Origin of the sequence: Shewanella sp. MR-4 (assembly GCF_000014685.1) — a bacterium.
Lineage (GTDB): Bacteria > Pseudomonadota > Gammaproteobacteria > Enterobacterales > Shewanellaceae > Shewanella.
In genome coordinates, this window is the sequence record NC_008321.1 from 4,627,628 (window position 1) to 4,648,660 (window position 21,033).

20 protein-coding genes are annotated in these 21,033 nt (G+C 46.7%); 11 read left to right on the plus strand and 9 right to left on the minus strand.

The window, feature by feature from the left end; all coding sequences use genetic code 11:
• From SHEWMR4_RS20230 to mutM, 4 genes are all read left to right on the plus strand, one after another.
• A complete protein-coding gene (locus SHEWMR4_RS20230; RefSeq protein WP_011624599.1) occupies nt 1-1,800 on the plus strand; it encodes a bifunctional molybdopterin-guanine dinucleotide biosynthesis adaptor protein MobB/molybdopterin molybdotransferase MoeA in 1,800 nt (599 codons plus the stop codon).
• Between the two features lie 16 nt (nt 1,801-1,816).
• Nucleotides 1,817-2,800, plus strand: a complete 984-nt coding sequence (gene moaA / locus SHEWMR4_RS20235) for a GTP 3',8-cyclase MoaA (protein ID WP_011624600.1) — start codon at nt 1,817-1,819, stop codon at nt 2,798-2,800.
• Between the two features lie 81 nt (nt 2,801-2,881).
• Nucleotides 2,882-3,337, plus strand: coding sequence for a hypothetical protein (locus tag SHEWMR4_RS20240; RefSeq protein WP_011624601.1), 456 nt, complete (start codon nt 2,882-2,884; stop codon nt 3,335-3,337).
• 24 nt (nt 3,338-3,361) lie between these two features.
• Nucleotides 3,362-4,177, plus strand: a complete 816-nt coding sequence (gene mutM, locus SHEWMR4_RS20245) for a bifunctional DNA-formamidopyrimidine glycosylase/DNA-(apurinic or apyrimidinic site) lyase (RefSeq protein ID WP_011624602.1) — start codon at nt 3,362-3,364, stop codon at nt 4,175-4,177.
• A 61-nt stretch (nt 4,178-4,238) separates the two neighbouring features.
• On the opposite strand, the gene SHEWMR4_RS20250 is transcribed toward mutM, so the two are convergent.
• The 3 genes from SHEWMR4_RS20250 to SHEWMR4_RS20260 are packed head-to-tail and all read right to left on the minus strand — an operon-like array spanning nt 4,239 to nt 7,369.
• Nucleotides 4,239-5,963, minus strand: coding sequence for an ArnT family glycosyltransferase (locus SHEWMR4_RS20250; RefSeq protein WP_011624603.1), 1,725 nt, complete (start codon nt 5,961-5,963; stop codon nt 4,239-4,241).
• Nucleotides 5,964-5,976: 13 nt separating this feature from the next.
• Nucleotides 5,977-6,636 (minus strand): TVP38/TMEM64 family protein, encoded by a 660-nt coding sequence (locus SHEWMR4_RS20255; protein WP_011624604.1) that lies wholly within the window; start codon nt 6,634-6,636, stop codon nt 5,977-5,979.
• A 1-nt stretch (nt 6,637) separates the two neighbouring features.
• The gene (locus SHEWMR4_RS20260) at nt 6,638-7,369 is read right to left on the minus strand and encodes a glycosyltransferase family 2 protein (RefSeq protein ID WP_011624605.1); all 732 of its coding nucleotides are present in this window, start codon (nt 7,367-7,369) and stop codon (nt 6,638-6,640) included.
• 233 nt (nt 7,370-7,602) lie between these two features.
• On the opposite strand from SHEWMR4_RS20260, the gene SHEWMR4_RS20265 reads away from it, so the two are divergent.
• Complete coding sequence (locus SHEWMR4_RS20265) at nt 7,603-8,766, plus strand: nucleotide sugar dehydrogenase (protein WP_041408930.1); 1,164 nt, start codon at nt 7,603-7,605, stop codon at nt 8,764-8,766.
• A gap of 24 nt (nt 8,767-8,790) precedes the next feature.
• A complete protein-coding gene (locus SHEWMR4_RS20270) occupies nt 8,791-9,798 on the plus strand; it encodes an NAD-dependent epimerase (protein ID WP_011624607.1) in 1,008 nt (335 codons plus the stop codon).
• A gap of 58 nt (nt 9,799-9,856) precedes the next feature.
• Here the strand turns inward: SHEWMR4_RS20270 and SHEWMR4_RS20275 are convergent, their stop codons facing one another.
• Both SHEWMR4_RS20275 and coaD read right to left on the minus strand, forming a co-directional pair.
• Nucleotides 9,857-11,329 (minus strand): capsule assembly Wzi family protein, encoded by a 1,473-nt coding sequence (locus tag SHEWMR4_RS20275; protein WP_011624608.1) that lies wholly within the window; start codon nt 11,327-11,329, stop codon nt 9,857-9,859.
• Nucleotides 11,330-11,394: 65 nt separating this feature from the next.
• Nucleotides 11,395-11,886, minus strand: a complete 492-nt coding sequence (gene coaD, locus SHEWMR4_RS20280) for a pantetheine-phosphate adenylyltransferase (protein ID WP_011624609.1) — start codon at nt 11,884-11,886, stop codon at nt 11,395-11,397.
• A 274-nt stretch (nt 11,887-12,160) separates the two neighbouring features.
• On the opposite strand from coaD, the gene SHEWMR4_RS20285 reads away from it, so the two are divergent.
• Genes SHEWMR4_RS20285 through SHEWMR4_RS20300 form a run of 4 tightly spaced genes read left to right on the plus strand, consistent with a single transcriptional unit; the run spans nt 12,161 to nt 15,924 of the window.
• Nucleotides 12,161-13,231 (plus strand): glycosyltransferase, encoded by a 1,071-nt coding sequence (locus tag SHEWMR4_RS20285; RefSeq protein ID WP_011624610.1) that lies wholly within the window; start codon nt 12,161-12,163, stop codon nt 13,229-13,231.
• Nucleotides 13,232-13,262: 31 nt separating this feature from the next.
• Nucleotides 13,263-13,643: an HAD hydrolase family protein gene (locus tag SHEWMR4_RS20290; protein WP_037424029.1), complete on the plus strand. Its 381-nt coding sequence runs from the start codon at nt 13,263-13,265 to the stop codon at nt 13,641-13,643.
• A complete protein-coding gene (locus tag SHEWMR4_RS20295) occupies nt 13,634-15,199 on the plus strand; it encodes a hypothetical protein (RefSeq protein ID WP_011624612.1) in 1,566 nt (521 codons plus the stop codon). The genes SHEWMR4_RS20290 and SHEWMR4_RS20295 overlap by 10 nt, the downstream gene beginning before the upstream one ends.
• Entirely contained in the window at nt 15,196-15,924 is a 729-nt protein-coding gene (locus SHEWMR4_RS20300) for a glycosyltransferase family 2 protein (RefSeq protein ID WP_011624613.1), read from the plus strand. Before SHEWMR4_RS20295 ends, SHEWMR4_RS20300 begins: the two co-directional genes overlap by 4 nt.
• A 44-nt stretch (nt 15,925-15,968) precedes the next feature.
• On the opposite strand, the gene SHEWMR4_RS20305 is transcribed toward SHEWMR4_RS20300, so the two are convergent.
• Genes SHEWMR4_RS20305 through SHEWMR4_RS20320 form a run of 4 tightly spaced genes read right to left on the minus strand, consistent with a single transcriptional unit; the run spans nt 15,969 to nt 20,179 of the window.
• Nucleotides 15,969-16,859 (minus strand): WavE lipopolysaccharide synthesis family protein, encoded by an 891-nt coding sequence (locus tag SHEWMR4_RS20305; RefSeq protein WP_011624614.1) that lies wholly within the window; start codon nt 16,857-16,859, stop codon nt 15,969-15,971.
• 45 nt (nt 16,860-16,904) lie between these two features.
• Nucleotides 16,905-17,978: a CDP-glycerol--glycerophosphate glycerophosphotransferase gene (locus SHEWMR4_RS20310; protein WP_011624615.1), complete on the minus strand. Its 1,074-nt coding sequence runs from the start codon at nt 17,976-17,978 to the stop codon at nt 16,905-16,907.
• Nucleotides 17,979-17,997: 19 nt separating this feature from the next.
• Nucleotides 17,998-19,083: a glycosyltransferase gene (locus tag SHEWMR4_RS20315; protein ID WP_011624616.1), complete on the minus strand. Its 1,086-nt coding sequence runs from the start codon at nt 19,081-19,083 to the stop codon at nt 17,998-18,000.
• 52 nt (nt 19,084-19,135) lie between these two features.
• Nucleotides 19,136-20,179 carry a glycosyltransferase family 9 protein gene (locus tag SHEWMR4_RS20320; RefSeq protein ID WP_041408933.1) on the minus strand — a complete coding sequence of 348 codons (1,044 nt, stop codon included), beginning with the start codon at nt 20,177-20,179 and terminating at the stop codon, nt 19,136-19,138.
• Between the two features lie 88 nt (nt 20,180-20,267).
• Between SHEWMR4_RS20320 and SHEWMR4_RS20325 the strand changes: the two genes are divergently transcribed.
• On the plus strand, nt 20,268-21,020 hold the full coding sequence (locus SHEWMR4_RS20325; RefSeq protein WP_011624618.1) for a 3-deoxy-D-manno-octulosonic acid kinase: 753 nt from the start codon (nt 20,268-20,270) through the stop codon (nt 21,018-21,020).
• Nucleotides 21,021-21,033: the final 13 nt, after the last annotated feature.

The window sequence follows — 21,033 nt, forward strand, 5'->3', positions numbered from 1 at the left end:
ATGAGTACTCCCTTCGTCAATCCGCTATCTATTCCCGTTCTCGGATTTTGTGCCTATAGCGGCACGGGGAAAACCACCCTACTCAAGCAATTGATCCCCGAATTAAATCAACGCGGCCTGCGTCTGGCGGTGATCAAACATGCTCACCACAATTTCGATGTCGATATTCCCGGTAAAGACAGTTACGAGATGCGCAAAGCCGGCGCGCGGCAAATGCTAGTCGCCTCCCATGTGCGTTGGGCGCTAATGACCGAAGATGCCCGCGATGGCGACCCAGAGTTAGTCCACCTACTCAAGCAAATTGAAGCCGATAAAGTCGATATCGTCTTAGTCGAAGGCTTTAAAAAACTCACGCTACCGAAAATTGAGCTACACCGCGCCGCCCACGGTAAGCCGTTTATCTATACCCAAGACGACAACATTCTCGCCATCGCTTGCTGTGATGACACAGAGCTGCCGAGCGAGCTAAGAAGACTCGACCTCAACAATGTCGCGCAAATTGCTGACTTTGTTATGGAATATGCCAATAGCTGGCAAGCACCCAACCCCGCATTACCTATAGCGACTGTCGATGCCTGCACCTTGGGCAGCGATAAAAACCTCAGCGTGAGCCAAGGCTTGGCGCAGATTTTATCCCATGTCACCCCAGTCTCTGAGGTGGAAGACATAGGTTTAGATGCATTAGATAACCGCGTGCTTGCCCGCGACAGCATTTCGCCCGTGGATGTGCCGCAACAAACCAACTCGGCGATGGATGGTTATGCCTTCGCCTATCAAGATCCGCTGCCTACAAGCTTTACCTTAGTCGGTGAAGTCTTAGCCGGACATCAATATTCGGGCACACTCAAAGCGGGTGAAACCGTGCGCATTATGACGGGCGCGCCCGTACCCGCTGGCGCAGATACAGTTCAACCTCGAGAATTGGCTAACGAGGCCAATGCCAAGGTCAGTTTCGACGGCCGCATTCAACAGGGCCAACACGTTCGCCTTGCGGGTGAAGACATAGGCCAAGGCCAAGTCGCCCTCACCCAAGCCACACGCCTAAGCGCCGCCGAACAGGGCTTATTAGCCTCCCTCGGCCTTGACCATGTGACGGTTTATCGTCGCCCGACCGTGGCCGTGTTCTCAACCGGGGATGAAGTCAGCCAACCCGGCGAGGCTCTGAATCCAAACTGTATCTATGACTCAAACCGTTACACCATCAAGGCAATGGCAAAACGTTTAGGTTGTGACGTCATTGACTTAGGTATTATTGAAGATTCCGAAAGCGCACTCGAAGCGACCTTAACCAAAGCCGCGGCGCAGGCCGATGTGGTGATCAGCTCGGGTGGTGTTTCCGTTGGCGACGCCGACTACATCAAGGCCGTGCTAGCGCGCCTTGGCAATATCGACTTCTGGCGGATCAATATGCGCCCCGGTCGCCCACTCGCCTTTGGTAAGGTCGGCGATAGCCTATTCTTCGGCTTACCCGGCAATCCGGTGGCTGTGATGGTGTCGTTCCTGCAATTTGTGCAACCTGCGCTGCGTAAACTCGGCGGTGAAACAAACTGGCAGGCGCCGTTATTCCCGGCGATTACCGATGAAACTCTCCGTAGCCGCACGGGCCGCACTGAGTTTATCCGCGGAATTTATCGCCTCGGTAATGATGGCAGGCTGCACGTAACCAGCACTGGCAACCAAGGTTCGGGCATGCTCAGCTCTATGGTCAAAGGCAATTGCCTTATCATCATTGGAGATGATGCTGAGGCGGTGAATGCGGGTGAAACCGTGTTTATTCAACCTTTTGCCGATCTTCTATAAGAGCCACTGAGTCCCTATGAGCCAACTCGTGGATGCCTTTGGCCGTCAGGTCGAATATTTACGACTCTCAGTGACTGATCGCTGCGACTTCCGTTGTGTCTACTGCATGACGGAAGATCCCTGCTTCTTGCCCAAAGACCATGTCCTGCACCTCGAAGAGTTGGCTTGGATTGCCCAAGCTTTCACTGAACTGGGGGTGACAAAAATTCGCCTCACCGGCGGCGAGCCCTTGGTGCGTAGCGATTGCGATCAACTGGTGCACTTACTGGGCAAGCTACCAGGGCTTAAAGATTTATCGATGACCACTAATGGTTCTAGGCTCAGTAAGTTTGCCAAGCCTATGTTTGATGCGGGTCTTAAGCGCTTAAACATCAGCCTAGATACCCTTAACCCCGAGGTCTTTACCCAACTGACACGCAACGGTAAGTTAGCACGTGTGTTCGAAGGGATTGATGCGGCCATCGCCGCAGGTTTTGAGCGCATTAAAATCAATGCGGTAATCCTTAAACAGCAAAACGACCATGAAGTGATTGATCTGGTTAATTTTTGCCGTGACCGAAACCTAGATATCGCCTTTATTGAAGAAATGCCGCTGGGTGACATGGACGAGCGCAAAGACGCGCGTCATTGCAGCAGTGATGAAGTTAAGGCCATGATTAACGAGCATTATCCCCTGCAACTTTCCAATAAGCGCACTGGCGGCCCCGCGCGTTACTACACCATGGCGGATAGTCCGATTCATATCGGGTTTATCTCACCCCATAGCCACAACTTTTGCCACGAATGTAATAGAGTGCGCGTAACCGTAGAGGGGCAATTATTACTCTGCCTAGGTAATGAACACTCCATTGATTTAAAAAGCATTGTGCGAGAATATCCCGGGGACATTGAGCGCCTTAAAACCGCGATTCACCAAGGTATCAAGCTCAAACCTAAGCAGCATGTTTTCGATAATAGTGGCGTGCAAATCCTGCGCTTTATGAATAGCACTGGCGGTTAACCCCTTCGTCCTAGGGCTAGCATCTCTATTTTGCCGTGATACACTCATGGCATCAGTCTCCTTTTTTGTGTCACTCTTCCTATGGCGCTTACTCGTAAACAGTGGAATAACATCATTATTCTTGCCTGCATTTTTATCATTGCGGTGCTGACGTTTATGGACAAGAAAACCCATAATGTGCCGAGTGATGCCCAACTGTTATTTGATGACAATGCGCCGCTGGCACAGTTGCAGCTAGATGGTGTGTGGCTGCATAAACAAGCCTCAGGTTGGGAGTGCGATCCGCTGGTGCTCAACTGCGCTCAATGGGCCAAGGCTTGGCAAGGCCTAAAAGTCTCGCCCCTCAGCGAGGCACCACAACCCACAGGCAAACCGCAGGAACTGGTGATCCAAATTGCCGAGATCCGCCAATCGCAACGTTGGATTTATTTCCCCGAGGACGGTGTGCTCAAATCACCCGCTGGCAACTGGTATTTAGTGCCCCCCAGCCTAAGGGCCGATTTACAGCCTATTCTCGATGCCAAATCCACCAGCTAATCTATTACCTAAAAGAACTCAATCATGCCGGAATTACCAGAAGTCGAAGTCACCCGTCAGGGCATAGCCCCACATCTTGTCGAACAAACCGTGGTTGACCTCGTAATCCGTAACGCCTCACTGCGTTGGCCCGTTCCCGAACTTGCCAAACAGATCATCGGCCAAACCATACGCCAAGTGCGTCGCCGCGCTAAATATCTGTTAATCGATACCGATGCTGGCACCAGCATAGTGCATTTGGGGATGTCGGGCAGCTTGCGGATCCTGCCCCATGACACGCCAGTGGAGAAGCACGACCATATCGATCTTGTCCTCGCCAATGGCCGAATTCTGCGATTTAACGATCCTAGACGTTTTGGCGCTTGGTTATGGTGCCAATTGCCAGAGGAAGCCCATCCGCTACTGGAAAAACTCGGGCCAGAACCTTTGACCGACGCCTTTAACGTCAATCAGTTAGCTGCCGCACTGGCGGGCAAGAAGAAGGCCATCAAACTCTGCCTGATGGACAACCATATTGTGGTGGGTGTGGGAAATATTTACGCCAACGAAGCACTGTTTGCCGCAGGAATACACCCCGAGGCGGAGGCCGGCAAGATAGATATTGAACGCTTAACGGTACTGGTTGCCGAGGTCAAACAAATCCTCGCCCACGCCATCAAACAGGGCGGTACTACGCTTAAAGACTTCACCAATGCCGAGGGTAAACCCGGCTATTTCGCGCAAAAGCTGCATGTTTACGGCCGCGGCGGCGAAACCTGCACTCAGTGCGGCAATCTACTCAGCGAAATCCGCCTAGGTCAACGCACCACAGTATTTTGCGGCATCTGCCAGACGCGTTAATCTCGCCGATAAAAATGCCTGCAATTGCAGGCATTTTTAGCTTCTTCGATATGGCTGTTGATTACTCTTTTAACCAACGACCTGGATGGTCGGTAAAGTAGCGGTAAACACGCTCTGGCGCTTGGCACTGAGGCTTAAGCTCTGACGCAGATAACAAAATCCATTCGTCACGGTGGGCAATCCCCATGCTCTTACCGCCTTTGATATCGAAACAACTCAGCTCGGCACCGCTAGGCACTAACACATAACGCTGTTTGTTCTCCTGCATCCATTGCCACGCGTTACGCTCCTGCTCTTCTACCGGCGCGAGATAACTAAAGTGCGTCACACTCATGGGCGAGAACAGAATAAATTGCTCTTTGAAGTTTACTAGGCCAAGTTCGGCATCCTCACCTATCACCTCGGCAGTGTGTAGCATCAGGCTTCTGGGGGTGCGCATTTCATCGAGCATCGAATAACCCCAAGTGCTCACCAGCACCCAGCCCAAGGCGGAAACCAGCCCCACCTTAACCAGGGCAAACTGACGACGCGCCAGCCACAGCAAGGCACACCAAAGCACCCCGAGCAAAATAAATAAGTAACCAATGCCAGTGAGATCATCGGTATAGTCCGCCAGCGCTTTGACAAGCGCAGGGTGATGGATAAATGCCAGCACACCGGCCACCAACACGAGCGCACCCAAGAACCACAACACACCAGTGACTAGTTTTTCAAACCAAGCTTTGGGTGAAACACCCGTTAATACCGCCGACGCAGCGAGGGCCAACATAGGTAATGCGGGCAGAATATACACGTTGCGCTTGCCCGGGCTGATACTGAAAAACAGCACCACGAGCCCGACCCAAATCAGCAGAATCGCAATGGTGGGATCGGCTTTTACCTTTTGCAGCCACTGTTTCCAATAGGCGACCACCAGCAGCGAAATCGGGAACCACATCCAAGGGATCACGCTCAGCACGAAGAAGTACCATGGCTTGATATGGTGCCAAGCATTGACGTAACGCTCGCCCGTTTGCTTAAACAAAATATTATTTTGATAGGCCACCATCTCGGGCGTGCCATGGGCTTGAACCGTCATCACCATAGGCACTAACCAACAGGCAATCACAGCCAGCATGGCCAGAGGCCCCGCCAGGCAAAGCCAAGTTAAGCGGCCCTCGAAACGGGTCTTATCTTTGAAGGCGTAAATCCCAATCGGAATGAGCAACAACAGGGGCAAGAAACCAACCCCCTTAGTGATCACCCCAAGCCCCATAAATGCCCAGCCAATAAAATACCAATGCCACTTAGGCCCAAGCATAAAATGTCTGATTAATCCGTAACATCCCACGGTTATCCAGCACATCACCATGGCATCTATCTGGGCATTTTTCGCCTGCATTAAAAACTGCGGCACGATAAGGAGCAATAGTGCAGCGTTGCGGCCAACACGCACATTCCACAATCTGGCACCCAGATCATAGACAAGGAATACCGTCAGCAAGCCGCAGAAAGCATTGGGGAGTAAAAAGGAGAGTTTTAACGACCCCGTGAGTTGATAAAACAGGGCAATCGCCCACATAAATACTGGCGGCTTATCGGGATAATATTCCCCACCCCGAGTAGGGAATAACCATTGGCCCGAGGCAACCATTTCCCGCGCGACCTCAACAAACCGCGGCTCGTCAGCAGGCCAAGGGGAACGAAAACCTATGCCAACCAGTAAGATCAGCAAACTCATCAACAGCAGCGGCCAGAGTACTTGATAATAATCTTCGCTATTGAAACGACGATTCAATGCATCCATTCCTAATCCCTATTTAGTTTTCCAATTCATCCACCTGCTTACGCAGGCTAGAACGGTAAAGGTAAGCGCCGATAAGACTCGAGATAATAAACAGCCCGATACTGATCCCCAGTTGGTTATGATCAGATAAGCCTATGCCCGCGCCCGCAAAACTGAAAATCAGCATCTGCGGCAAATAACCCAGCACGCTGCCAAACATAAATCCCCCCGCGGGGATATGTGTCGCCCCCGCAAACAGATTCGTCAGCAGATTACTGCCCACGGGTAACAGACGGATCATTAAGACTTTTAACCAAGTCCGATGAATGATCAGCGCCTCAAACTTTTGTAAACGATTGCCAAAACGTCGTTGCAGACTGTTTCGAATGGTTAATCTCGCGGTGTAAAACGCCAGCACACAACCCAGCAATGCCGCCAGGGTGGAAAATAAGCCACCATAGATGCCACCGAGGGCAAAGCCGAATACAAAGGCGATCACCTGCCTAGGTCCACCGACAGCGGTAAACAAGGCGCCAACCATCAGCAATACCGCCAGCGCATAGACCCCTTGAGCGGCAATAAAGTGTGCCACCCAATTGCTATCGGTTACATGCTCGAATAACCCTTGCTGGGCCGCAAACATTAACACCAGCAAAATAAAGACGATAAAAATCGCCTTATAGAGTCGCTTCATCTTAATCGTGCCAGCTGGTTTCGCTACGGGCGACCTTAGCGATTTTCGCCCTGCGACCGAGCCACATGACGCCCATGATGTCGACAATTCCGACCCAGACCCGATTCCAAGCAGTATATTTAGATACGCCTACTTGGCGATCCCTATGATTAACCACAGAAATAAACACTTCGCCCCCCATGCGGCGCACCAGTGCTGGGATATATCTGTGCATATGGTCGAAGTAAGGCATGCGCAGGAAGGTTTCGCGGGGGAAGAGTTTTAAGCCACATCCGGTATCGGGTACACCATCGTGTAACAGTGCATCACGCACTTTATTCGCAAAGCGGGACTGAAATCGCTTCCACGCCGTGTCCTTGCGGTTTTTGCGATAACCAGCAATACAAAAATGTTCGGCATGAATTTGCGGCAATTGGGCCAACATGGCGGGAATATCCGCAGGGTCGTTTTGTCCATCGGCATCTAAGGTGACGATGTATTTACCGCGGGCGTGTAAAACGCCAGTGGAGATAGCGGTACTTTGGCCCGTACTACGCTCGTGACGAATGGCTTTGGCATCGCATTGCATCACCTCGGCGGTGTGCATAACTTCACCAAAAGTGTCATCCTGACTACCGTCGTCGACAACAAGAATTTCAAACTCAGTCAACCCTTGCAGGGCTTGGCATATCTCTTTCATTAATGGGCCAATATTGCCCACTTCATCTTTGGCGGGGATCACGACTGAAATCACGTTAAGGCTCCAAGCTTAATAACCATGAGTACGGTAACATAGGATTGTGGCAAACAAAAATCTGCATTGATAGGATGTTATGAATTAAACGGAACGCGAGCCCAGCATTGTATACGGGTAAAAATCGAGAAAAGAGCACTTAATTTGGAACTGTGAATTTCATCGAAATGACATATTCTAATGCCGCAGAAAATGCTAGTTTGAGAAACAAAATGCCAAACTGTATAAAACCTATGAACATAGTTGTAGTTGGAATGGGCTATGTTGGCCTATCGAACGCGGTTTTACTCGCCCAGCAAAACCATGTAGTAGCGATTGATTTGATGCCCGAGCGCATCGCGTTAGTTAATGCGCGTAAACCAACGGTCGCCGACAGTCTGATTGAAGAATATCTACAGCATAAAACCTTAAATCTCAGTGCCACGAGCGACAAAAACGTCGTTAAAGAAGCCGATTTTGTCATCTTAGCCACTCCTACGGATTACGACCCACAAACCAACTACTTTAATACTCAGTCGGTCGAACGGGTGGCGAAGGAAGTGCTAGCACTGAATCCTGACACCACCATTGTCATCAAATCGACGGTGCCAGTGGGTTTTACCGAAGGGCTGAGAAGTAAACTCAACAGTAACAATATCTTATTTTCGCCTGAGTTTTTGCGTGAAGGTAAGGCGCTTTATGATAACCTGCACCCCTCACGGATCATAGTGGGTGAACGTTCAGAGCGCGCCCAAGCCTTTGCCGATCTGCTTGCTCGCGCCGCCATTAAGCAAGATATTCCGATTTTACTCACAGACAGTACTGAGGCCGAAGCGATTAAGTTATTTGCCAACACTTTTTTAGCCATGCGCGTCGCCTACTTTAATGAGTTGGACTCCTATGCGGAGAGCCGAGGGCTCAACACCCGCCAGATTATCGAAGGCGTATGTTTAGATCCGCGCATCGGCGATTACTATAACAATCCTTCCTTCGGTTATGGCGGTTACTGTCTGCCCAAGGACACTAAGCAATTGCTGGCCAACTATAACGATGTGCCTAACAATCTGATCAGCGCCATTGTCGATTCCAACACGACCCGCAAAGATTTTATCGCCAACGCGATTATCAGTAAGCAACCGAAGCGAGTGGGGATCTATCGCTTAATCATGAAATCCGACTCAGACAACTTCCGCGCCTCGGCGGTACAAGGTGTGATGAAACGCATTAAGGCCAAGGGCATCGAAGTCGTGGTCTATGAGCCAGTACTCAAGGAAGACGAGTTTTTTAACTCGAAAGTGATCCGCGATTTACATGAATTTAAAGCCATGTGCGATGTGATTATTTCTAACCGTATGGCCAATGAACTCGAAGATGTCGCCGCTAAGGTATACACCCGGGATCTGTTCCATCACGACTAAGCGTCCAAAATATAAAGGTTTACTATGAAATACTTAGTCACAGGCGCCGCCGGATTTATCGGCGCTAAAGTCAGTGAGCGCCTCTGCGCACAGGGCCATGAAGTTGTCGGTATCGATAACCTCAATGACTATTATGATGTTGGGCTAAAGCTAGCCCGACTGGCACCGCTCGAGGCCTTAAGCAATTTCCGTTTTATCAAACTGGACTTAGCCGACAGAGACGGCATAGCGGCATTGTTTGCAGAACAAGGTTTTCAACGGGTTATCCATCTTGCCGCACAGGCAGGGGTGCGCTACTCCCTCGATAATCCCCTCGCCTATGCCGATAGCAATTTAGTTGGGCATCTCACCATTTTAGAGGGCTGTCGCCACCATAAGATTGAGCATCTAGTGTATGCCTCTTCATCCTCTGTGTATGGCTTGAATCAAAAGATGCCATTTTCGACCGAGGACAGCGTCGATCATCCGATATCCCTGTACGCAGCGACCAAGAAAGCCAACGAGTTAATGTCACACACATACTCGCATCTATATCAGTTACCCACCACAGGCCTGCGCTTTTTTACCGTGTATGGCCCCTGGGGACGACCCGATATGGCCTTGTTTAAATTCACTAAAGCCATTCTCGCGGGCGACACTATCGATGTGTATAACCATGGCGATCTCAGCCGTGATTTCACCTATATCGACGATATCGTTGAGGGCATCATCAGGGTACAAGACAAACCTCCTCGCCCAACACCGGACTGGCGTGTAGAAACTGGTACACCGGCTAATAGCAGCGCACCCTATCGCGTATTTAACATAGGTAATGGCAGCCCAGTGCAATTGCTGGATTTTATTACCGCACTCGAAAGTGCACTCGGCATTGAGGCTAAAAAGCAATTCTTACCCATGCAGCCCGGTGATGTACATTCCACTTGGGCCGATACCGAAGATCTGTTTAAGGCGGTGGGATATAAACCACAAGTGGATATCAATACTGGGGTGAGTAGATTTGTCGAGTGGTACCGCGCATTTTATGCGAAGTAAGCTCTCTGAGAAAACCAAAAGGCCTGCTGATTAGCAGGCCTTTTGGTTGGATTAGCGCTTAAAAACGGTATTCAAAACTGCTGAAGAAAGTCGCATTAGTATCGTTTTCTTGTACATCAAATTCCGATCTCGATACTGTACCGCCCAGACTCCACATGCCCTTCCACACAGGCATACGGTAAGAAAGTTCCAGCATCAGCAAGTCTTCCTTCGGTGGCTGTGGCGCCCATGTGGTCGCCACATTGGTGCCGTCTTTATTCAACTTGGCATAACGCAGTAACGAGGTAAAACCGCGGCTGTTATGGAACTGACCAACCAAACCGAACACAAAGACTTGAGCATCGCTATCATAGGTCGAGCCTAAGGCTCTGCCGTAGTAACGCGCCCCACTCAGGTAGACAGGATCTTCATAGAAACAATTCGCCTTGCCACCACACTCAACAAAAGTGTCCGAGTATTCCATAAACAGCTTGAACTGTTTACCCGAGGTGCCGAAATGAGTATCTATCCCCCAAAGTGAGCCGCAATCGCTGCCGTTTTCACAGCTATGCTCAAGGTACAAACCCACGGGGATATCCTGCCAAGTGTCGGCATAACGTAAATCGATGCTCTGGGTTCTATGGCCAGCGTCACGGCGTTGATCGGCCAAGCAAGAATCCGAACCGTCGATACACACCGCATTGCTTGCCACCGAGTCCCACCAAGAATCGACGTCGCAATTCTGCCCTTCACCGCAAAAGAGTGTCGACCAAGACAGGCCAATTTCTAACTGCTGGATCGGTTTGGCGGTAAAGCGCATATCCCATTCCGCCGTTTTAGACACGGCACGCTCTTTTTCTGCCATGCTAAAACCGGTCTTGAAGGTCCAAGGACCAATCCAAGATAACCATGGCGTTTCGAAGGCGGCGGCATTATTACGGCTGAGCGACAGTGACTGCATTGGACGCGCATTGTTAGAGCGATGCAATGCCGAATCAAATCCCGGCCCCCACCACTGCTCAACCGTACCTAAGGTCGCAATCCAGTTCCCCATGATTACAGCAAAATAAGACTCATCGAGACGGAAGTTTTTGTTATCTTGCGGATCGTAGGTCTCAGCAACTGTGGTTTTATAGGCCACACGTGAGCCTAAGTATTCGTATGAGGCTTTAGCCTCACCCTTTTCACGGTAGTCGGAGCCATAATGCTGGAAGCGAGCGGGATCGGTCGCCCCCGAGAGTTTAACCCTAGCATTGCCGCGATTATCGACGGCATTTTGATAGTAAAAGTTAACTCGGGCAAAGGCTTGCACTAATCGGGGAGACAATAGCTCGGGTTCGACTTTCGCTAAGTCGCCACCAATTCCAGACCACATCAAGGGAAAGGTATTCACTGGCACCCGGATCACGCCCGCATCGGCCAGTGCTTGAATATCGGCTCTTAAATAAATGTCCGAGGCATCCACCCAAGGGGCGGCAGCAACGGAAGCAGAAAATAGTAAACCAGATGCAACGCTAGCAGCGAGGATAGAGGGGGTCAAAAAAGCCTTCATAACATCCTTTTCATTATCATCGCGAGGCCTGATGCCTCAAAGGTTTTATGGAAAATTAAGCCCTATCAGGCTTTTGCGAGATTAAGTTTTGCCGCCAATGCACTTGCCACTTCAGGGTGTACAAATTGACTCACATCGCCGCCATGCAGCGCGACTTCCTTCACTAAGGTGGAAGAAATAAAGGAGTTTTCTTCAGCCGGTGTTAAAAACACGCTCTCAAGATCAGGGCTTAATCTGCGATTCATGTTGGCCAATTGGAATTCATACTCAAAGTCGGAAACCGCACGCAAACCACGCACCAGCACGCTCGCACGCTGTTCCTTGGCAAAATCCACCAGCAGACCCGAAAAACCAACCACTTCCACATTATCCAAATGGGCCGTGACGCGGTTTACTAGCTCAACGCGCTCCTCAAGAGTAAACCTTGGCTGCTTAGATGGATTGGCCGCAATGCCAATAATCACATGCTTAAACAACTTAGCCGCACGCTCAATCAAATCGGCATGACCATTGGTAATGGGATCGAAGGTCCCAGGATAAATCGCTCTTGTGTGCACTTTGCTGACTCGACTCAGATAGATACCCAAAAAACATTGCCGCCAGTCTACTCGTTTTAGCCACTTGAGTGAATCATCCCGATAAAAACCGCTGAAAATCCCGCTAAAAATTGAAATACTGGCAAGAATTCCTTGGATTAAGCCCATGTAAAGGGATGAACTGATATAATGCCGACTCGCTATATTGGATTAAGTAGGTAGCTGGTTTTCGTCAAATCAACCCAGATAGAAACCACACCACAACCGATTAAGTCCACGTAATCAGAGCATTTATATGAAAAAAATCGCCATTTTTTGCCATAACTTTTTCTCGAACGGCACGGTCAAAATCGCCTTATCTCAGGCCGAAGTGCTGCAGGAAGCCGGGCAAGATGTTCACCTCTTTGTGTTCCATAAAGAAGGGGATTTTATGCCACCAGAAAATGTGACGATTCATTACCTGTATGAAGCTGGCCAAAAGCCAACTCTACAGGAGCAAAGACAACACCTGAAGGCCAAGGTGGCCGAAGCGGAACAATCGGGTAAGTTCTCGCTATTTTTAAGTAACTCGACCGACTGCGATGTCGTCGTTTCCGGCTGCGACTTCGAACCCTGCTACTACTTTTGCCATTGCGCCCTTAAGCAAGAGCTATTGATGGAATTAAAGCGTGGTCCAGTGCATTTCTGGCGCCGCTGGAAAAAAGCCAAGGCACTGATTGGCAAAAAGATCATTACTGTTTCCAATGGCATCGCCGATGAGCTTAGAGCCACTTCTTGGCTGAAGCCACAAAGCGTTCAGACCATCTATAATCCCTTTAGATTGGAAGAAATCCGTAAGAAGACTCAGGAAGAAATTGCCGAGATCCCAAGCGAACCTTATATGATCCATGTCGGCCGTGTGACACGGCAAAAGCGCCACGACATTTTATTTAAGGCACTCAGGGATATGCCAACGGCCCCTAAGCTTGTCCTGCTGTGCAATCGCCCAAAGAAGGCACGCAAACTCGCCAAGAAATATGGTGTCGAACACAGAATCATCACACCTGGGTTTCAACACAATCCCTACGCCTGGATTGCCAAAGCCGAGTTGATGCTACTCAGCTCAGATTTTGAAGGTTTACCGACTGTTGTTATTGAGTCTTTAGCCTGTGGCACACCTGTCGTCAGTACTGATTGTCCACACGGGCCAAATGAAATTCTCACAGGGCATTTGGCCCAATATCTCGTCCCCGTTCGCCAACCTGCGCTGTTGGCACAAAAAGCGCTGGAGTGTTTGGCCTCACCACCAGCTTTAGACAATCTAGAAATATTAAAGGCCGTAGACAGCCAATATATTGCCGCTCAATATGTTAATTTAGCAATTTAAATTATTCTCAATGAGAGTACTTGGAGTTAATGTGAAAAAATTAATTGTCGATTTGGACGGAACTATTACACTAGCGAATACTACTGACTATGAAAAAGTTTTACCTAACACAGCGTTAATTGAGAAACTTAAAGAATATAAAACCTCTGGATTTAGCATTGTAATTGCAACAGCAAGGAATATGCGAACATACGATGGAAACATTGGAAAAATCAACATACATACTTTACCAAAAATAATAAAGTGGCTAGATAAACATGAAGTTCCTTATGATGAAATTATAGTAGGAAAGCCCTGGTGTGGTAATGATGGATTTTATATTGATGATAAAGCTATTCGCCCATCTGAGTTTTTAAGCATGGATTTAAGTGAAATAAAAAGTCTACTAAACAAGGAAAATATATGTTTTTAATTATGTCTGGTGCATATGTTACCGAAGATCTTAAAGCTGAATTCGGAACAATACCACCAGCCTTTCTACCTTTAGGTAACAGACGGCTATTTCAGCATCAAATACAAAAAATTCCTAAGGGAAAGAGTATTTACCTTTCCTTACCAGACTCTTATAAAATTCCTGAAGTGGACAATTCGTGGCTAGCCGCCCATAACATTAACATTATTCGTACACCAGTAAACCTTTCTATCGGCGAAGCTATTGTCACCAGTTTAAACATTGCAGAAGAAATGTCTTCAAATTCACTTAGCATTCTCTTTGGAGATACATTACTGGAGAGTTATCCAACAGAATGCGATATTATAGCAACAGCTAATACACTAGATAACTATACATGGTCCACTTTCTCAACAAAAAACGAAATTAGCTGGAAAGAAAACCAACAAATTATATGTGGTTATTTTAACTTCACCCATCCAAAAAAACTAATAAAATGTATCACAATTGAGCGCTGGGACTTTATTAATGGAGTAAATCGTTACAATAATGAAAATGGATTATCAAATTTTAAAGTTAAAAAGTGGTATGATTTTGGTCATATAAACACATATTACCACTCAAAAACAGCATTTACGACACAAAGAGCTTTCAATGATCTGAAAATAAACCAAACACAGATTACAAAATCTAGCAAAAATAATAATAAAATTCTTGCCGAAGCAAACTGGTTTGAATCAATACCACCAATGCTCAGAGTTTATACCCCACAATATTTGGGTTGCACTGAAGATAAACTAGGAAATTATAGCTACTCTTTAGAATATCTTCACAACATTTCCTTGAATGAATTATTTGTTTTCACTGAGATTCCAACTAGCATTTGGGATAACATTTTCACTCATTGCATAAAATTCATTGACTATTGTAAAGAAGTAAAAAATGTTAAAAATGTTAAATTTTTCAATGAATTACTAACCGTAAAAACAAAAGATAGATTAAATGATTATCTCTTGAGTGAAAAAATAAAAATTGACGAAAAGTGGACATTTAACAAAAACATCAAGTGTAGCATTTTAGATATTTTAGATCTAAGCAAACAATATCTTCCAGCAGAAAGTAAGCACGCAACATTAATGCATGGAGATTTTTGCTTTAGCAATATTTTGTATGATTTCAGAGCTGACAAGATAAAAGTCATAGACCCAAGAGGAATTACACATCAAGGACAAATCAGCATTTATGGTGATATTTTATATGATATAGCTAAGCTAAGTCACTCCGTATTAGGAATGTATGATTGGATTATTGCTGGTTACCATCAAACAAGTGTTGACTACGCTAAAAGAGAATTATCAATAACCTTACCAAACGATAACAAAATCGACAAAATAAAGTCGTCGTTTTTAAATAAGGTTTGCAAACATTACAATCTAACACCGTTAAATATATATGCCATGCAAATTCAACTTTTCATATCCATGCTAACATTACACTCTGATGATAAATATAGGCAATCAGGGCTATTTGCTAATGCTTTCAGAATTTACAGTATTATGAAGGAGCTTATAAAATGATTGTAATCCCAATGGCAGGACTAAGTAGTCGATTTTTTAAAGAAGGATATGAGCAACCAAAATATATGTTACTAGCCCATGGATTATCGCTGTTTGAGCACTCAGTTAAAAGCTTTGAAAAATATTTCAAAAGCGAAGAGTTTATTTTTATAGTTCGAGATAGCTATGAGACTCCTAATTTTGTAAGAAAAAAATCAGAGATCCTAGGCATAAAAAACTTCAAAATAATAGTTCTTCATGAAAATACAAAGGGACAGGCTGAGACAGTTTTTCTCGGCTTAAAAGAGATTAACAAAACAGAAGAACCAATCACTATTTTCAATATAGACACATTTAGACCAGGATTTATATACCCGGAATTAGAAGCGCTCGGAGATGGCTACTTAGAAGTATTTCAGGGCGAAGGAGATAACTGGTCATTTGTGAGAGCAATTTCCAATGAAACAACGTTGATTGACTTAACTACTGAGAAAAAACCTATATCCAAATTATGCTGCACTGGGTTGTATTATTTTAAAAGCAGTAAAGATTACATAGATGCATATAATAATTACATACGTCTCCCTATAGAAGAATGGGAAAAGGGAGAACTATATGTAGCACCGCTGTATAACTATCTCATAAGAAAAAATAAAAAAATACATTATAATTTAATATCTAGAGAGGATGTCATATTTTGCGGAGTCCCTTCGGAATATAAAGACTTTCTATCAATAAATGATTAAAAATCTTAGTCTACAATGCATAAAACATGCATTGTAGGTTTAATTTATTTTTTTAACTTATTCCAAAAATCTCTTAGTCCAGACTTTTTCAAAATAAATTTATTTATAAAATATAGATTATATACTAATCTCCCAAATATATTTCCATTGATAAAGTATGCCTGATCTCTATAAGGTCGTTTAAATCTACGAGGAATATCTAAGCCTAGCTTTTTAAATGACAAAAAATTAAAATCTTCTTGAATTCTTGACTTTGCCAACAAACACTCCTCAAGACTAACATTTCGCTCAGAATTTATTTCAATATTTGAAAAATAGTTCTTATAAAAACGTCGCCCCAACATTTGTTCGACAGTCCTATAGTCATCATAATGAAGATAATTTTTGTCTGTATCGCCAAAAAGCTCACCTTTCCAATACTTTATAACATCTTCAGAATATCCTATAAATATAAAGTCACTTAAGTGATAATCAACATAACTCCTTCCACCAAATTTAAAGTACTCTGTGCGACTGTATATATCCAATATGGTCAAACGTCCTTTAAATCTACTGGCTTTAACCAATAAAGAAGGGAGAATATCTATCAAGTTATTATTGATAAATTTAAAATCAGATCTAACTTTACAACAATAAATAGATTCGACTAACTCCAATCCGGCTACAACGCCATGTATTTGTCTATTCACATTCTCAAATTTTGGAATTGAGTTGATACATCCGGCCTGATTAGGGCCTACGTCATCAGGACAAACTATAAGATCTATCAAAGATAATACTTCAAGAGGGATCACGACGTTATCTGACCTTGAATATATTATTTTGGAATCAGGAAAATATTTTCGTAAAGTTCTAAAGCATTCATCAGAAGAAATATGATTTCTATCTGTATGCGGAAAGTAAGGTCCTTGCACAACAAAAGTCAGTTCTTTCATTTTTATCTCAAAATAAATTTAAACTAATCATAAATCAAAATTTTATCAAAACCTCCAATAGCCTAACTTGCGGCGCATTTTAAAGTGTCGCAGTAGGTTCAATGGCTTAGGTTTAAGCCAAGCGGTTCCCTTATCGATCAAGGCATCGGTCGCCGCGAGTACACGCTGGCTAGACTGACCATCTCCCGTGGGGTGAATTTGATTGCAATAATCATGGATATGCGCCATCAAATCATCGGGGCGGCTGAGCGCTCTAGTGAGTGCAGGTTCAATCTCTTCGACTCGGTTAATATCGATTAAATGCGCCTTCGGTGACTGATTTTTAAAGGTCACCACTGGCTTACGCTGCATTAAAAACATCAATAAAATCGAGGATGTATCGCAGAGCATCACATCTCCCGCCTGCAGAAGCGGGATCACGTTGTCGGTTTCCACAAACTGCAGATTCTCATTTTCGAGAGTCTTGTATTGCTCAACAATACTTGGCTTCATCTTAGGATGGAATTGTACCAGCCAGCGCCACTGGCTCTTTTGCGACAGGGCTTTAATCTGCTCGAATACCTCAGGCGCACAGGTCAGACTGGGGGAGAATGTCGAGCAAAACAGCACTACGGGCCGTGGATCATCGGACTTTATGTAAGGATTATCTTTATTTTCAATAAATAAAGGATCGAGCGCTGGCCAACCCGTTTCAGCCACGGTAAAGGTGCCGATTTTTTTCTCTAGCTCAAGGAACGGCAGCGTCGTCGCCGGCCCTTGGGTGCAATACAAGTCAAAGCAATCGCGGATTTCGAAGTGATCTTCTCGCCCCTTATGATTCATTTTGCCCGCATTAAAACCGTGGAACACCCCCACTTTTACTCCAGGGATAAAGCTTGGCACTACGTTACCCGGCACGAACACGGCATCGGGTTTCCATGCCTTAACGGCATCGATATCGGGTAAGCGTTTTTCATCCGCTTTAAGGAATTTGGGGTCGACTTCACGGCCTTCGAGGAACCAACACGCCTCATCGCCACGCGCCAGAATCACTTGCTGCAGCGGCCTTAGCATCGCATAGGAATAGTTCTGTGCTATGTAGAACAAATAACGTCTTTTATTTGATTTACGCGCTTCCACCGCTTTCTCCTCGGGTAAATTATTTCGCTAGCGCGAGATATTGTTCGGCAATCGCAGTCGCATCCACCTTAGCTAAAATCTCCACATTGTCGAGGGATGGCGGCTGGGCGACCACGGCGTCAATCATCTTGGCCAAGGCCGCAGGATTACGACGGGGCACAAGATAGGGGGCCAAATTTCCGGTCAAAATCTCATTCGGCCCATGTGGGCAATCGGTACTGACCACTGGCGTGCCGCAGGCTAAGGATTCGATTAATACCGTCGGCAATCCTTCGAAATCGGAACTCAGCACCAGTGCTTTCGCACGTTTGATCCAAGGAAAAGGATTACTCTGGAATCCAGGAATGATTAAGCGCTTCTCGATGCCGTATTTCTTCGCCGCTTTAATCGCCTTCTTGTGGTTATGGCATAACAGCACCACGGGTAACTGATTTTGGGTCTGCTTAAGGGCCTCAAACAGCACATCGTGGCGCTTCTGCTTAGCAAAACGCCCCACGTGGATCAGATAGTCACCCTGAGGGATTTGCGGATTATCTTGCTGTGACTGAGCAACAATCTCATTAAATTCAAATGGATTGTAGATAGTTCGCATGGATGCTGGCTGCAAGCGTCCCTTAGCTTGAATCTCTTTGGCGATGCCGTTGGAAACAGTGATCAAATGCTGGCCATTGAGCGCTTTTTTCGCCCGCAGTTTCTTATAGTAGGCGAAGGGGCCTAACTTAAACTGACGACTCAACTCTTCTTCAACCGATGAATGCACAATCACATAGAGTGGTGTCACCCCAGTTTTGGTCATCATCAAATTGGTTTTATCAAGATTAGATAAAAACAGATCGAACTTACCGACTCGGGACTCAATCTCGGCAATCTTTGCCCGTAACTTATCGACCGATGCCCCTAGGCGCCCGAAGTGGTCATAATCTTTATCTTTGTCGGCAAAGCATTGATGAACAGGTAAATTTTCAGGGGTTTCGTAATAACGATTATCTTCCATGACCAAAAAATGCGGCTCATGCCCTAGGCTAATAAACTGCTTTGCCAAGGTAATCATGACCTTCTCGGCTCCACCACCCGCTAAACTGTCGATGGCTATGGCTATCCGCATGATTTTTCTCCTAAACGATAATCTAAAACTCAGGGTGACAGGCTAACAGTGGTTAACTGTGTGTCTGCTGAATAACCTGATCAAATTTCTCAATCACGGCTTCGACACTAATTAGCGCCATAAGGTGCTCACCCTTAGCACGGGTGCCCCATTTCACCTCACCGCTTTGCTGTGAGGCGATGGCCTCTTGGTAGGCACTCACCACATATTGCTGCGATAAATAAGGCCCGGTGCGGCCTGGGTTGGAATGGGCATATAAACCTATGACAGGCGTCCCTTGCGTGACCGCCATGTGTGCAGGGCCAGTATCGGGCGCTAGCACTAGGCTGGCGCGTTTCAGCAGAGCCAGCAATTGAGTCAAACTGGTTTTACCGACTAAGTTATCGAGTTTCGCAAAACATGCATTGGCAATATCGTCGGCCAATGTCTTTTCAAGTGCTGTAGGGCCACCGCAGAGAATGACTCGGTAACCCTTATTCACCGCATGTTGCGCTACTGCCGCATAACGCTCGGGCAGCCAATTACGCTCGGCTTTACTGGCGGCCGCGCAAATAACCAATACCTTCTCGCCATCGGCAATCTGGCGCTGGGCAAATTCAGTATCCGCCTGAGGGACTGGAATATTCCAACTCGGGGTGATATCGCTAACGCCAATCGCCTTGGCGAATCCCATAAAGCCGTCCAGCACATGGGGCTTTGCTAAAGGTTCGACCCTATGATTGGTGACCAGCCATTGACCTTCTTTGGCGCGGGCACGGTCGAATCCGACCCGAATCTTTGCCGAAATCGCGAGGGAGGCCAAGGTAGCACGCAGCGCCACTTGCATATGCAGCAAAACATCGAAGCGACGGCCTTTCAGCGCCTTATACAGATTAAAGTAACTGCGCCAGCCCTGGGATTTATCGAAAATCACAAACTCAATACCAGACAAGTGCTTTAATAGTTGGTATTCGAGCTTGCCTATCACCCAAGTGATTTTGAGCTGGGGATATTGGCGTTGAATCGCCTGCACCATAGCCACGGCATGACAGACGTCACCGATAGCCGATAGCCTAAGCAGGCAGAGAGAATTCATGGTGTTGGGATTTAGACTCAAGCGAATAGCTCTTAAGGTTATTTGGCGCAAGCTAAGGATCTTAATGTAGAATGGCCGCAGGTGCCACGCTTAAGTCAACAAATCTCCCATGAACGCACAAATCAAAATCATAAATACCGCCGATGGCTATATGGCACTTTGCCAAGATACGCCTGAAGACATCACTCCAGCTTGGTTTTCGGTGGATTTCTGGCGTGAAAAAGCCGCGGTAGTGGGATCATCCAAGGGACGTTACACCACTTGGTTTGTGGCCTTTAGCGAGCGCCATTGGGTGTTGCGACATTACTGGCGCGGCGGCCTGATGGAGAAATTCAGTAAGGATGCCTACTTCTATACCGGACTTGAAAACACCCGCGCCATGGGCGAATTAAGGCTGCTCGATCTGCTCTACCGTGAACAATTTGCGGTGCCTAAGCCTATTGCCGCCAATATTGTGCGCGATGGCTTGTTTTACCGTGCCGACATTATTATCGAGCGAGTCGATGGCGCCGAAGACTTGGTCGCCAAGTTAACCAAAGGCGCTATGACTCCAGAGCAGTGGCAAGCACTCGGCGCCACCATTGCCCAATTTCATCGCCGCGGCGTTTACCATGCCGACTTAAACGCGAAAAATATTTTGTGGCAACCACAGCAAGCGGATAGCGTACAAGAACGTTTCTATCTGATTGATTTTGACCGGGGTGAGATCAAAACGCCCCATGCCCAATGGCATAAGGCGAACCTTGATAGGTTGCTACGCTCCTTCAATAAAGAACAAGGAAAACAGCCTACACTCGCCTTCACGCCCGCCGACTGGACGGCTCTGCTCGCGGGCTATCACTCAGTTATTCCCCAAGCCTAGAGACCTGAATAGC

What these genes read in the sequence shown, in the direction of transcription:
- moaA (WP_011624600.1), top strand. Translation starts at nt 1,817, where the DNA reads ATGAGCCAACTCGTGGATGCCTTTGGCCGTCAGGTCGAATATTTACGA.
- SHEWMR4_RS20295 (WP_011624612.1), top strand. Translation starts at nt 13,634, where the DNA reads ATGTTTTTAATTATGTCTGGTGCATATGTTACCGAAGATCTTAAAGCT.
- SHEWMR4_RS20315 (WP_011624616.1), bottom strand. Translation starts at nt 19,083, where the DNA reads ATGCGGATAGCCATAGCCATCGACAGTTTAGCGGGTGGTGGAGCCGAG.
- SHEWMR4_RS20230 (WP_011624599.1), top strand. Translation starts at nt 1, where the DNA reads ATGAGTACTCCCTTCGTCAATCCGCTATCTATTCCCGTTCTCGGATTT.
- SHEWMR4_RS20300 (WP_011624613.1), top strand. Translation starts at nt 15,196, where the DNA reads ATGATTGTAATCCCAATGGCAGGACTAAGTAGTCGATTTTTTAAAGAA.
- SHEWMR4_RS20275 (WP_011624608.1), bottom strand. Translation starts at nt 11,329, where the DNA reads ATGAAGGCTTTTTTGACCCCCTCTATCCTCGCTGCTAGCGTTGCATCT.
- SHEWMR4_RS20265 (WP_041408930.1), top strand. Translation starts at nt 7,603, where the DNA reads ATGAACATAGTTGTAGTTGGAATGGGCTATGTTGGCCTATCGAACGCG.
- SHEWMR4_RS20285 (WP_011624610.1), top strand. Translation starts at nt 12,161, where the DNA reads ATGAAAAAAATCGCCATTTTTTGCCATAACTTTTTCTCGAACGGCACG.
- SHEWMR4_RS20250 (WP_011624603.1), bottom strand. Translation starts at nt 5,963, where the DNA reads ATGGATGCATTGAATCGTCGTTTCAATAGCGAAGATTATTATCAAGTA.
- SHEWMR4_RS20325 (WP_011624618.1), top strand. Translation starts at nt 20,268, where the DNA reads ATGAACGCACAAATCAAAATCATAAATACCGCCGATGGCTATATGGCA.
- mutM (WP_011624602.1), top strand. Translation starts at nt 3,362, where the DNA reads ATGCCGGAATTACCAGAAGTCGAAGTCACCCGTCAGGGCATAGCCCCA.
- SHEWMR4_RS20270 (WP_011624607.1), top strand. Translation starts at nt 8,791, where the DNA reads ATGAAATACTTAGTCACAGGCGCCGCCGGATTTATCGGCGCTAAAGTC.
- SHEWMR4_RS20255 (WP_011624604.1), bottom strand. Translation starts at nt 6,636, where the DNA reads ATGAAGCGACTCTATAAGGCGATTTTTATCGTCTTTATTTTGCTGGTG.
- SHEWMR4_RS20305 (WP_011624614.1), bottom strand. Translation starts at nt 16,859, where the DNA reads ATGAAAGAACTGACTTTTGTTGTGCAAGGACCTTACTTTCCGCATACA.
- SHEWMR4_RS20240 (WP_011624601.1), top strand. Translation starts at nt 2,882, where the DNA reads ATGGCGCTTACTCGTAAACAGTGGAATAACATCATTATTCTTGCCTGC.